The organism is Anaerostipes caccae L1-92, from assembly GCF_014467075.1.
Lineage (GTDB): Bacteria > Bacillota > Clostridia > Lachnospirales > Lachnospiraceae > Anaerostipes > Anaerostipes caccae.
In genome coordinates this window covers 1,804,505-1,817,878 of the sequence record NZ_AP023027.1, presented here as the reverse complement: position 1 = coordinate 1,817,878, position 13,374 = coordinate 1,804,505, and the positions used below count along the sequence as shown (strand labels likewise).

Below are 13,374 nucleotides of genomic sequence, written 5' to 3'. Positions count from 1 at the left end.
AAAACAAAACCCCCGAAGCCTGCCGATGCCTTCCGGCAGACATTAAAATTATTATATGAGAGATTTTCCAAAAATAGAACCGGATATGTAAAAAAACATATTCGGTTCTATCATTTCGGGGGATCAAAGGAAATTGAAACTGAGCTGATCGCTTTCTTCCAGATCTCCCATTAATCCCAATTCTTTCATCTTATCTACAACAGATTTGGGCGTCTTTGTCCGGTCACGGAAATTTTCCATAGAAGTAAATGGTTCTCCTTTAGACGCCTCTGCGGCTTCCTTGGCAGCTTTTTCTCCCATACCGTCAATGGCTGAGTAAGGAGGCATGATCTTTCCGTCAATGATCTGAAAGTCTTTTGCCTTTGCCCGGTAGATATCCAGAGGCATGAACTCAAATCCACGGGCATACATCTCATCTGCAATCTTCATTTCCCGCAGAAGATCAAGGTCTGCATTTTTCACCTCAAACTTCGGCGTGTTTTGTATCTCCTTCATCCGGTTATTCAGTTTTTCTTTTCCCATACACATGTCTTCATAGGAAAATGCTTTTGCGCGGATACTGAAATAGGCGGCATAGTAGGCGAGAGGATGAAAAACCTTAAACCAGGCAATCCTCCATGCCATCATGACATAGGCAACCGCATGTGCTTTCGGGAACATGTATTTAATTTGTTTACAGGACCAGATATACCATTCCGGCACATCTTTTTCCCTCATTGCTTCTTCCTGTTCCGGTTTCAGGCCTTTTCCCTTCCGGACGCTCTCCATAATCGTAAATGACAAGGCTTCATCCAGACCCTGATTGATCAGATAGACCATAATATCATCCCTCGTACAGATGGAAGTTGAGATTGTAGCATCCCCCTCCTCGATCAGTTTCTGAGCATTGCCGAGCCATACATCTGTACCGTGGGACAGTCCTGAAATACGGACCAGATCCGAAAAGCTCTGAGGATTTGTGTCCAAAAGCATCTGAATAACGAAATCGGTTCCGAATTCCGGTATCCCGAGAGATCCGAGTTTCGTGCCTCCGATCTGTTCCGGAGTGATGCCCAGAACCTCTGTTCCGTGAAACAGAGACATGACAGATTTATCATCCAGGGGTATATTCTGGGCGTTGACTCCTGTCAGATCTTCCAGTCTGCGGATCATGGAGGGATCGTCGTGACCCAGGATATCCAGCTTTAACAGGTTGGAATCGATGGAATGATACTCATAATGGGTTGTAATAATCGGTGATCTTACGTCGTTGGCCGGACGCTGAACGGCAGTAAAGTCATAAATTTCTTTGTCATGGGGCACAACGATGATGCCGCCGGGGTGCTGGCCGGTCGTTCTCTTAACTCCGGTGCATCCTTTCGCCAGCCGTTCGATCTCACATTTTCTTTTCGATATTTCTCTTTCTTCTAAATATTTAAGGACATATCCATAGGCAGTCTTTTCCGCCAGCGTACCGATGGTCCCCGCGCGGTAGGCCTTTCCTTTGCCAAAGATCACTTCCACATATGCGTGGGCCTTACTTTGATATTCCCCTGAAAAATTAAGGTCAATATCAGGTTCCTTGTCCCCTTTAAATCCGAGGAATGTTTCGAACGGAATATCGTGGCCTTCTTTGTTTAATTTTGCACCGCATTTCGGACACACCGCATCCGGCATATCACATCCGGACATACCCATCCTGGCATATTTTTTTACCTCAGGAGAGTCAAAATCCACATAATAACACTCCGGACAGATGTAGTGGGCAGGCAGAGGATTTACTTCCGTGATCCCGGACATGGTCGCCGCAAAAGATGACCCGACAGATCCTCTTGAACCTACCAGATAACCATGGTCCAGGGAATCCCATACAAGCTTCTGTGCGATGATATACATAACTGCATAGCCGTTTCCGATGATGGAATTCAGTTCTTTGTCAAGTCTGGTAGTTACGATGTCCGGCAGGTTCGGACCATAGATATCGTGTGCTTTCTTGTAGCAGATATCCCGGAGATCCCGGTCTGAGTTTTCGATGACCGGCGGACATTTATCCGGATGGATCGGAGAGATATTTTCAATCTGGTCACTGATCTTATTCGGATTTGTTATGACAACTTCTCTGGCTTTATCGCTTCCCAGATATTCAAATTCATGGAGCATTTCCTCCGTTGTACGGAAGTAGAGAGGCGGCTGGCTGTCCGCATCTTTAAATCCTTTTCCGGCCATAAGAATCGCCCGGTAAATGGAATCATCCGGATCTAAAAAATGCACATCGCAGGTAGCAGCCACAGGTTTGCGGAAGGTTTCGCCCAGCTCCACAATCTTCCGGTTGAAATTTCTGATATCCTCAAAAGAGCTGACGTTCTCATGGCGGGCAGATTCGATCATAAACTGGTTATTGCCCTCCGGCTGAATTTCCAGGTAATCATAAAATTCAACAATCTTTGCGATTTCTTCCTCAGACCGCTGATCCACGATGGCACTGTACAGTTCGCCGGCTTCACATGCTGATCCGATGATCAGCCCTTCCCGGTACTTATTGATCAGGGATTTGGGCATTCTGGGGCGCCGGTTAAAGTACCGGACGTGAGATTCCGACACCAGGCGGTTTAGGTTGACTCTTCCGGTGTTATTTTTGACGAGAATGATCCCGTGATAGGTACGGCCTTTTTTAATGAAGTCTTCGGAACCTGCAACAAACTCATTTACCTGATCCAGGTCAAAGATTTCTTTTTCCTCCAGCATCTGAACAAATTTTATGAAGATTTTCCCCGTAGCTGTGGCGTCATCCACTGCCCGATGATGAGTCTCCAGTTTGATGTTCAAATTTTTGCACAGATTATCCAGTGTAAATTTTGCCAGGTGGGTCATCAGGCTTCTTGACAGACCGAGCGTATCCACAATGGTTGGATGAAAATCAAGATCCAGACGTTTCGCATTTTCATGGATAAATCCGGTGTCGAACCCGGCATTGTGAGCCACTAAGACAGAATCCCCGCAGAACTCAAGAAATCTTGGAAGTACAGCATCGATCGTATCTGCATTCATGACCATTTCATCTGTTATTGTCGTAAGCTGTGTGATTTTAAATGGAATCGGAATCTGCGGATTAATGAATTCACTGAAGGTTTCTGTGATCTCACCATCTATGACCTTTACGGCCCCGATTTCTATGATGCGGTCTGTCTGGCTGTTAAATCCTGTGGTCTCAATGTCGAATACCACAAAATCTCCCCGGAGGGACTGGCCTCTGGAGCGGACTGCCAGATCTCCAAGGTCATCGACAAAATAAGCCTCCACTCCGTAAATAATCTTAAACGGATCGTCTTGTGGAAGCCTTAAATCCTCATAAGCGTGCCTTGCAATCGGAAAGGCCTGAAGCACGCCGTGATCCGTGATGGCAACGGCAGGATGTCCCCACTCGTAGGCGCGTTTTACGATGTCATTGATCTGAACAACGCTGTCGTTGTCGCTCATAACTGTATGTAAATGGAGTTCTACTCTCTTGTCCATGGACGTGTCCTGGCGTTTCTCCCTGAAATCCGAGACTGCCTTAATGCCCATGACAGAACCAAGAGATATCTCATGATCAAATTTATCATACATGGCGACCGCCTTAACACGGTAGAAACCGCCTTTTTTCAGATCGCTTAGAACCTCCGGGAGCTGTTCATTCCTGACAAAAATTTTACAGGAGATGGTATCCGTAAAGTCCGTGATATGAAAAATAATGATTGTTTTTTCATTTCGAATTTCTCTCGTATCGAGGGTTGTAACCTGTCCGTGGATCACGACTTCACCGATCTCATCGATAATATCTTTGATTTCAATGAGTTCCCCTTCACAGTTTCGGCCGTAAAGAAGGGTCGGATCGTCTTTAAATTTAGGCTTTCTCTTAAACTTGGAATCGTAAGAAAAGTTGGATTCCTTTTTCTTTTTTCTGGCTTTTTTCTCTTCTTCCTGTTCTTTGCTGAGCAGGTCTGCCTGTTCGACAATCCCCTCAATCTCTTTTTGAAGCTTATATTGGCTTTCCTTTTTCAAAGACCGGTCTGTCGTCTTGGAAAAATCAAAGCCAACTTTGATCTCCATGCCAAATTTGTCTTTCAGCGTTGTCTCAAAATATTCTTTGATCTCATCTGCCTTGCTCTTGTTGACAAACGTATTTTCAAAAATAAAGGTAACGACATCGCCGTCAATGGCATAGTCTCCTTTTCTGACTACATTAAAAATAACCTCCCCTTTGCCTTTTAACTCAAAGAGGAAGCTTTTCATATAGTGTTCAAATAAATAATCCAGATCGTATTGGGCTGAAAGCCGGAAATACTCCTGAAAGCGTATTTTAACATAGCGCTTTGAAAACAGCTGCTCCCGGATCTGCTGTTCCATCCGCCAGGTGTCGATTCTTGGGATCAGATGGTCGCTTGTAAATGAAATGAAAAGTGTATTTTTTGATTTCTTGAACAGGACCTGACGGATACACACAGTGCGGAACAGTTCTTTTACATCCCCGGATACTTTCAGGTCAGGAAATACCTGAAAAAATTCTTTTGTATGCTCTTTAGCAGTCTGCATCTGATTCACCCCAATGTTCTAATTCATAGCGCAGAGTACTTAAAAGATCCTCCTCCGGGACCTTGCGGATGACCTGTCCTTTTTTCATCAGAAGGCCTTCACCGATTCCGCCTGCGATCCCGATATCCGCTTCCTTTGCCTCACCGGGACCGTTGACGACACAGCCCATGACGGCGACCTTGATATTCAAATGTTCGAAGTCTGCGGCCATCGTCTCCACCTGCCCGGCAAGACTGATCAGATCAATGTTGGTCCTTCCGCATGTAGGACAGGAAACTACTTCGATCCCGCCCCTTCTGAGCCCTAACGTCTTTAAGATCAGTTTAGCGCTTGCGATTTCGTTGACAGGATCTCCGGTCAGTGAGACGCGGATTGTGTCTCCGAGCCCCTGGTGAAGGATAATGCCCAGTCCGACAGCGGACTTGATATTCCCGCTGTACACGGTTCCTGCCTCTGTGATTCCGACGTGAAGCGGATAATCAATCTGCTCTGCTACCAGTTCATATGCTCTGGCACACATGAGAACATCAGAGGATTTGATGCTGACCACCAGATTGTCATAGTCGAATGCCTCGATCATACGGACTTTGTCAACGGCACTCTCCACCAGTCCCTCGGCCGTCACACCGTGATGTTTTTCCACCAGCTCTTTTTCCAGGGAACCGCTGTTGACGCCTACTCGGATCGGAACGCCGTACTCCTTTGCTTTTTCAATGACTGCACGGATACGGTCTTCTCCTCCGATATTGCCCGGATTGATGCGAATTTTATCGGCGCCGTTCTCCATAGCCGCGATGGCGAGCTTATAGTTGAAATGTATATCCGCCACCAGCGGAATGTGAATCCTTTTTTTGATCTCACCCAGGGCATCCGCTGCTTCCGGAGTCGGGACCGTGCATCTTACGATGTCACATCCGGCTTTCTCAAGGCTTAATATCTGTGATACGGTAGACTCAACGTCTTCTGTCTTTGTATTGGTCATGGACTGGATCAGCACAGGATTGCCGCCGCCAATCTTCTTATCCCCAATCCGGATGACTTTTGTATTATTTCTAGTAACCATACTAAGACTCCTTTACAACATAATCTTATAGATATCCTGGAACATGACAAAGATCATAAGCCCCAGCAGTAAAAACAGGCCGACCGTGTGGACAGCAGCTTCCACGTTTTTTGAAACAGGCTTTCTTCTGACCGCTTCCACGATAAGAAAACAAAGTCTGCCTCCGTCCAGTGCGGGAAGCGGCAGAAGGTTCATAACCCCCAGGTTTGCACTGATCAGGACCGCAATACTCAGCATTGTGGAGAGAAGGACTGTGAAACCGTAAGTGGCTGCCTGGTTATACGTATCCCCTACCTGTTTTACAATGCCTACAGGTCCTGACAGATCATTCAGCGTCAGCTGTCCCGTGGCCAGTTTTACAACACTCTTTACCGTCACGCGAATTTGGAATCCCACCTCATGAAATCCATATTCTATGGTTTTTAATGGATTTAATTTTTGATATGGTTCCCAGCCGATGCCGATCATATACCGCTTGGCTTCTTGGTTAAACTTCGGGGTCACAGAGAGGCTTTTCTCTGTTCCGTCCCGCTTTATCACAATAGGCACTTCTCCGCCTTTATAGTCCAGAAGGAAATAATAAGACAATTCACGGTTATTGTAGATCTTTTTTCCATCAATCTTCAAGACCTGGTCCCCGGCTTTCAATCCTGCTTCCTGAGCAGGAGACTTTTTCTCCACTCTGGCGATATCGGGCAGGTCAGCGCCTGATATACCGATCATAATAAAGGCAAGGATCAGGGCAAAAACAAAATTGAAAAACGGTCCGGCAAAAATGACTGCCATTCTGGCCCAGACAGATTTATTTCCAAAAGCGTCCGCCTCCGGCCGGTCTTCGTCTTCACCCATCATACAGGCTCCGCCAAATGGAAGGAGTTTTACGGAATAATAAGTTTCTCCCACTTGTTTCCCAAACAGAGTCGGACCAAGACCTATACAGAATTCGTCCACACGGATACCATTCTTTTTGGCGACTGAAAAATGTCCCAATTCATGTACGATGATAATAATGCCAAAGATTAAGATTGCAATAATAATGTTCAAGTAATTACCTGCTTTCTATGAATTCATATACCCACTGTTCTGTTTCCAGTACCTCCGTAAGAGATGGATTCTCTATCACATGATGTGCATTCATTGCATCTTCGATCAGATCATAAATCTCTGTAAAAGATATTTTCTCCTGCAAAAACAGAGCCACCGCTTTTTCGTTGGCTGCGTTCAGCACGGCCGGCATGGATCCTCCGGTCCGTCCTGCATCATATGCATATGAAAGACCTTTTAGAACATCGACAGGCGGCTCTTCAAAAGAGATACTTCCCAATGCAGCAAAATCTAAACGGTCTCCCGGAAGAAATCTGCGCTCCGGGTAGTAGAGGGCGTATTGGATCGGCAGCTTCATATCCGGGGTTCCCAGCTGGGCCTTTACCCCGCCGTCCTGAAACTGCACCATAGAGTGAATGATACTCTGCGGCTGTACGACTACCTTGATCCGGTCAAAATCTATATCAAAGAGCCAGCGTGCCTCGATCACTTCCAGCCCCTTATTGACCAGCGTTGCGGAATCTATGGTGATCTTTTTGCCCATAGACCAGTTCGGATGTTTTAAAGCATCTTTTAATGTGACCGTTTTGAGTTCTTCTTTTGTCTTGGTTCGGAACGGTCCGCCGGATGCCGTGATGATCAGGGAATCCACATCTCTATCAGACTCTCCCTGAAGGCACTGAAAAATAGCGGAGTGTTCACTGTCCACCGGATAAATCGAAACTCCGTATTCTTTTGCCAATGGCATGATCAGGTGGCCTGCGGTCACCAGCGTCTCCTTATTTGCGAGAGCGATGTCTTTCTTTGCCCTTATAGCAGCCATCGTCGGCTTTATGCCGATCATCCCGACGACTGCAGTGACGACCAGCGAACAGCACGGCTCAGAAGCTGCCTCGATGAGCCCTTCCGGTCCGGAAAGCACCTGCACTTCGAGATCCTTTACACGAAGACGCAGTTCCTCTGCTCTTTGTTCGTCATAGAGAACTGCTGTATGAGGATGAAATTCCCGGATCTGCTGTTCTAAAAGATCCACATTGCTTCCGGCTGCCAGAGCCGTCACGCCAAGATCTTTATTTGCACGTACAAGCTCCAGTGTCTGGGTTCCGATGGAACCGGTAGAGCCGATGATGGAAATGTATTTCACTGCATTGTGCCTCCTGAGATCATCATTGTGAGATAATAAATAACCGGAGCAATCAGTATGATACTGTCAAACCGGTCTAAAATACCGCCGTGTCCTGGAATCAGAGTCCCGAAATCTTTGATCTTGGAATCTCTCTTGATGGCAGAGGCAGCCAGGTCACCGATCACGGATATAGCCGCACCGATTCCACAGATGATCCCGAACATCATCATCGGATTAAAATTAAACCGGATTCTTGTCTTTAAATAGATCCCATATGCTGCTCCTAAGATCACCGCCCCAAGGATTCCGCCGATCAGTCCTTCTATGCTCTTTTTCGGACTCAGCTTCGGGGTCATTTTGTGCTTTCCGATCAGCATGCCCGTACAGTAGGCCAGTGTATCATTGCCCCACGCGGCCAGGAACAGGAGTACAATAAATTCGCCTCCGTTCTGAGCGATCCTCAGCTGATAAATATAGGAAATCATGACGCTCACATAGACAAATCCAAAAAAACAAGCCATGACCTGGTTCATGTGATATTTGGGAAATCGGACCACATAACAGCCGAGCAGGAAGATCATAAACAAAATGATGATCGATGTGGACCACTGGCCCAGGTCAAAAAACAAGGCGGCATAGTAAAGAATCGTTCCTGTGTATCCAAGGACCGCCAGAGATGATTTCTCTATATTGAATATCTTCAGTATTTCATTGTATCCGATCAGGGCAACGATCGCCGTTAAGAGTAAAGTCACGATCCCTCCCAGGTAAAGGCCAAGGACGGTAACTGCCACTAAAGCAATCCCGCTGATAAGTCTCTGTTTAAACATAAGTCTATATTCCTCCAAATCTCCGTTCTCTTCCGTTATAGTACTCCACAGCTTTTTTCAATTCTTTTTTATTGAAATCCGGCCAGAGCACATCGGTAAAATAAAATTCTGTGTAGGCCAGCTGCCAGAGCATAAAATTTGACAGACGCTGCTCTCCGCTTGTGCGGATCATCAGATCAGGTTCTGGAATACCCTTTGTATCCAGATATTCCGCAAATACATCCTCTGTAATATCCTCTTTTTTCAGGGTACCGGCCAGCAGATCACCGGCCATTTTTTTCATGGCGCGGATCATTTCATCGCGGCTTCCGTAATTCAGGGCAATCGTAAAATTAATTCCTGTGTTGCCCTTGGATGCTTCTTCAAGCTGTTCGATCTTTTCCCTGAGATCCTCTGAAAGGCCGGTCACGTCTCCGATGACGCGGACCCGCATATTATTTTTATTTGCCCGTTTGATGCATGTTTTTAAGTAATCCCTTAAAAGCTTCATCAAAGCATCCACTTCATCCTTCGGACGTCTCCAGTTTTCGGTTGAAAATGCGTATACCGTCAGGTATTTGATGCCCATGTCAAATGCATCCTCAATGATTCTCTCCACCGTCTTGCTGCCCTGTGCATGCCCCATATTCCTGGGAAGGAATCTTTTTTTCGCCCATCTGCCGTTGCCGTCCAGAATGATCGCAACATGCTCCGGCACTCTCATTGACTCCATAGAACACCTCCGTCAAATCATCGAAAAAACAGGGCTGACTCAAACCAGCCCTGCTGCTTTTCTTTATTGTTATACCGTCATGATCTCTTTTGACTTTGCTTCCACCGCATCATCAATTTTTTTAATATATACATCTGTAAGCTTCTGAACTTCAGATTCCTGGTCTTTTAGCTGGTCATCGTTCAGTTCATTGGCTTTGTTCATTTTTTTCAATTCGTCATTAGCATCTCTGCGGATATTCCGGACTGCAACTTTTGTTGTCTCCCCTCTTTTTTTGATATCCTTTGCCAGATCTTTTCTGCGTTCTTCCGTGAGTTCCGGGAAATTCAAGCGGATCGCAGACCCGTCATTGTTAGGAGTGATTCCGATGTCAGACATCATGATCGCTTTCTCGATCTCTCCGAGCAGATTCGGCTCCCATGGCTGGATCAGGATCGTGCGTGCTTCGGGAACAGAGACATTGCCCACCTGCTGGATCGGAGTCGGTACTCCGTAATAGTCTACGGTAACTTTGTCCAGAACATGGGGATTGGCCCGTCCTGCACGTATCGCCATAAATTCTGATGTCATGTTCTCATAAGACTTCTGCATCTTATCTTCAAATTTTTTTAACATTTTTCTTCCTCCTATTTTACGGTAACATATGTACCATTGAATTTTCCTTTTAATAAATCAGCTATGCTGTCCGGCTCATTGAGCCCGAACACTGCAAGGGGCATCTTGTTTTCCAGACACATGATCGTAGCTGTCAGATCCACGACTGCAAGCTTTTGATCCAATACTTCATCTAAACTGATCGTATCGTATTTTTTTGCATCGGGGTTGACCGCGGGATCGCTGTCGTATACACCGTCAATAGACTTTGCGAGCAGTATCGCATCTGCCTCGATCTCCACGGCGCGCAGAGCCGTTGCCGTATCGGTAGAAAAATACGGATGCCCGGTTCCGCCGGCAAAGAAAGCGATCTTTCCGTCTTCCATGGCTTTTACCGCCTTGTCTTTGGAAAACAGTTCTGTAAACGAACCGCACACAAATGGGGTGAATACTTCGGTCTCAAGCCCTGCGGTGCGGAAAGCGTCCGCAACATAAATACAGTTCATCACCGTAGCCAGCATGCCGATCTGGTCTGCTTTTGTCCGTTCCATATTCTCGCTTGTGCGTCCTCTCCAGAAATTACCGCCTCCGATGACAATGGAAATCTGGAGGCCCCGGTCGGCTAAAACCTTGACCTGTCTTGCCACATCCATACAGGTAGCTTCGTCAAAACCGGTCTTTTTATCTCCCGCGAGAGCTTCGCCGCTCAGCTTTAAAAGAATCCGTTTCATATCCTTTATATCTTTCATGAACATACCTCATCTATCGTATTTTTCTGTTTCTCTCTGATGAATTATAGCATAAACCATACCAAAGGACAACTGAAAATCAGCTGTCCTCACTGTCCAGTATAATCGTAAACGGTCCGTCGTTTGCGAGTGTCACTTCCATCTCCGCACCGAAGATCCCGGTCTCGACTTTAGGAACTTTTTTTCTGCACTCCGATATGATATATTCATACAATTCTTCTGCAAGATCCGGTTTTCCTGCATTGATGAAAGAAGGCCGGTTGCCCTTTCTGCAGTCTGCATAGAGGGTAAACTGGGAGACGAGCAAAAGGCTTCCGTCCACATCCTTCAGTGCAAGATTCGTCTTTCCGTTTTCATCATCAAAAATTCTTAACCCCACCATTTTTTTGATCAGTTTATCCGCTGTCTCTCTCGTGTCGTTCTGACCGACACCAATCAGCACGAGAAAGCCTCGGTCAATGCTTCCGACCGTTTTGTGGTCCGCATCCACTTTGGCATGGCTGACTCTTTGAATTACAAATTTCATATGCTCTCTCTTTCTGTCAATTTCCAAAAATTCTTCCTGTAATCTCTTCCGCTTTCCTGTAAACGAAATCTGGTTCTTCTCCGATGGAGAATTCTCCGTCCTCATAGAGGATCTTTCCAGCAACCATGGTGAGCCGGACATTCTGCTTGCTGCCGCTGTAAACTAAGTTTTTTGTCAGATTGTGGACCGGCCGCATATTGGGCTGGTTCAGATCGATCAGTATTAAGTCCGCCTGCTTCCCTTCTGCGAGAATATCACAGTCAGAAAGCCCCATTGCCGCTGCGCCGCCTAAAGTTGCCATTTTGAGCACAGTGTCCGCATCTGTGGCCGAGGCGTCGTTTTCCCGGTATTTGGAGAGCCCTGTGACCAAAAACATTTCCCGGAACATATCCAGGCAGTTGTTGCTTGCGGGACCGTCTGTCCCGATGGCCAGGCTGATTCCCATATCCAGCATCTGCTTTATTGGTGCAATACCGCTTGCCAGCTTCAGATTAGATGCCGGATTGGTGATCACAGACACCCGGCGTCTTTTCAAAATCCGGAGATCTTCCGGTTCCATATGGATACAGTGAAAACACCCGCCTCCATTTTCAAACAGGCCCAGACGATCCATGTAAGCCGTCGGCGTCAGCCCGGTGCGCTCTCTGCAGGAGATGACTTCCGGGAGGCCCTCTGAACTGTGAGTATAAACCGGGGCATGATACTGATCCGACAGCTCTTTTACAGCGCGAAGCTTCTCTTCGGATGTAGTATACTCCGCATGAAATCCAAGCCGAAAGCTGATCAGACTGTCTTCTTTGTTATATTTTTGATACCATTCGTCCAGCTGTTGGGCAGACTGTGAAAAATCGTTCAGGGCACCGCAGAGCACTGTCCTGAATCCGCAGTCTTCGGAGGCCTGAGCAATCGTATCGGGTGTTAAATACATATCGAAATTAGCTGTCATCCCGCTCGTCAGATATTCCATGACAGCCAGTTTAGAGAGATGATAGATATCATCGGGAGTGAGTTTTGCCTCCCACGGAAAAACCTGCCGGTTGAGCCATTCGAGCAGCGGCAGGTCATCTGCATGGGATCTTAAAAAGGTCATGGCGGAATGAGTGTGGGCATTTTTAAAGCCCGGCATTAAAAGACCGCCCCGGGCGTCAATCTCTCTTTCAAACGGCCGGGCATCTCCGGAATCTGCGGGTGGTTTTTCACCGATATATGAAATACGGGACCCGTCAGTTTGAATTTCTCCGTCAAACGGCTGCATGCCGTTTTCCATTGTAAGAATTTTAGCATTGTAGATCCTTATCATGGGACTCTCCCTTAAATATACCGCCGGAACTGCTTTTCTCAAAGCAGCTCCGCTATCTTTATGATCCCTTCTTTGAGCAGTGCCTTGAACACAGGAGCCACTTTATCGGCAGTCTCCTGAACCTCTTCATGGCTTAAAGGCTTCATTGTAATACCTGCACCCGGATTGGTGATGCAGGAAATACCGCAGGTTTTCATCCCCATATGCTTTGCGGCTACGGCTTCGCAGGCTGTACTCATGCCAACCGCATCCGCTCCCAGTATTCTGCACATCTTGATCTCCTGGGGAGATTCAAAATTCGGTCCGCTGAGCTGTACATAGACACCTTCCTTTAAATCAATTTCAAGTGTCCTGGCGATTCTGCGGAAAATATCCTGAAATCTGTCATTATAAATGCCTGTCATGTCACAGAAACGTTCTCCAAGCTTTTCCAGATTCGGTCCAATCAGCGGAGAAGGAACAAAGGTGGAAATCTGGTCAGTGATCATCATGAGATCACCGGCGTCAAATTCGTCGTTGACACCTCCTGCCGCATTGGTAAGGATCAAGGCTTTGGCGCCCATCATTTTCATCAGGCGGATCGGCAGAACTACATCTGTCATATCATAACCTTCATAGTAATGAACTCTTCCCTGCATGATCACAACAGGCACCTTTTCTACATAACCAAAGATAAATCTTCCTTTATGGCCTTCCACTGTAGACACCGGAAAATCCGGCAGATCCCTATATTCTACAATCGTCTCAATCTGAATATCTTCTGCAAAACCGCCTAGTCCTGATCCGAGCACAACGGCTATCAGCGGCTTAAAGTCTGTTTTTTCCTGCATGCTCTCATAGCATCTCTGTAATTTTTCGTAAACCGCATTCATCACGGTC

General features: G+C 46.6%; 11 protein-coding genes. All 11 read right to left on the bottom strand.

Going from position 1 to position 13,374, the window contains the following annotated elements:
* Nucleotides 1-123: 123 nt before the first annotated feature.
* Nucleotides 124-4,551, bottom strand: a complete 4,428-nt coding sequence (locus ANCC_RS08930; protein WP_006566980.1) for a PolC-type DNA polymerase III — start codon at nucleotides 4,549-4,551, stop codon at nucleotides 124-126.
* Complete coding sequence (ispG, locus tag ANCC_RS08925; protein WP_006566981.1) at nucleotides 4,538-5,614, bottom strand: flavodoxin-dependent (E)-4-hydroxy-3-methylbut-2-enyl-diphosphate synthase; 1,077 nt, start codon at nucleotides 5,612-5,614, stop codon at nucleotides 4,538-4,540. The genes ANCC_RS08930 and ispG overlap by 14 nt, the downstream gene beginning before the upstream one ends.
* A 12-nt stretch (nucleotides 5,615-5,626) precedes the next feature.
* Nucleotides 5,627-6,658 (bottom strand): RIP metalloprotease RseP, encoded by a 1,032-nt coding sequence (rseP, locus tag ANCC_RS08920; RefSeq protein WP_006566982.1) that lies wholly within the window; start codon nucleotides 6,656-6,658, stop codon nucleotides 5,627-5,629.
* Between the two features lie 4 nt (nucleotides 6,659-6,662).
* Complete coding sequence (locus tag ANCC_RS08915; RefSeq protein WP_006566983.1) at nucleotides 6,663-7,802, bottom strand: 1-deoxy-D-xylulose-5-phosphate reductoisomerase; 1,140 nt, start codon at nucleotides 7,800-7,802, stop codon at nucleotides 6,663-6,665.
* On the bottom strand, nucleotides 7,799-8,614 hold the full coding sequence (locus ANCC_RS08910; protein ID WP_006566984.1) for a phosphatidate cytidylyltransferase: 816 nt from the start codon (nucleotides 8,612-8,614) through the stop codon (nucleotides 7,799-7,801). Before ANCC_RS08910 ends, ANCC_RS08915 begins: the two co-directional genes overlap by 4 nt.
* Nucleotides 8,615-8,618: 4 nt before the next feature.
* Complete coding sequence (locus ANCC_RS08905; protein ID WP_039946679.1) at nucleotides 8,619-9,317, bottom strand: isoprenyl transferase; 699 nt, start codon at nucleotides 9,315-9,317, stop codon at nucleotides 8,619-8,621.
* Nucleotides 9,318-9,395: 78 nt separating this feature from the next.
* Nucleotides 9,396-9,941 (bottom strand): ribosome recycling factor, encoded by a 546-nt coding sequence (frr, locus tag ANCC_RS08900; protein ID WP_006566986.1) that lies wholly within the window; start codon nucleotides 9,939-9,941, stop codon nucleotides 9,396-9,398.
* A gap of 11 nt (nucleotides 9,942-9,952) precedes the next feature.
* Nucleotides 9,953-10,651, bottom strand: a complete 699-nt coding sequence (gene pyrH, locus ANCC_RS08895) for a UMP kinase (RefSeq protein WP_039930409.1) — start codon at nucleotides 10,649-10,651, stop codon at nucleotides 9,953-9,955.
* Between the two features lie 97 nt (nucleotides 10,652-10,748).
* Complete coding sequence (gene dtd / locus ANCC_RS08890; protein ID WP_039930411.1) at nucleotides 10,749-11,195, bottom strand: D-aminoacyl-tRNA deacylase; 447 nt, start codon at nucleotides 11,193-11,195, stop codon at nucleotides 10,749-10,751.
* 16 nt (nucleotides 11,196-11,211) lie between these two features.
* A complete protein-coding gene (locus tag ANCC_RS08885) occupies nucleotides 11,212-12,495 on the bottom strand; it encodes an amidohydrolase (RefSeq protein ID WP_006566989.1) in 1,284 nt (427 codons plus the stop codon).
* 38 nt (nucleotides 12,496-12,533) lie between these two features.
* Nucleotides 12,534-13,367, bottom strand: a complete 834-nt coding sequence (locus ANCC_RS08880) for a purine-nucleoside phosphorylase (protein WP_006566990.1) — start codon at nucleotides 13,365-13,367, stop codon at nucleotides 12,534-12,536.
* Between the last annotated feature and the right edge of the window lie 7 nt (nucleotides 13,368-13,374).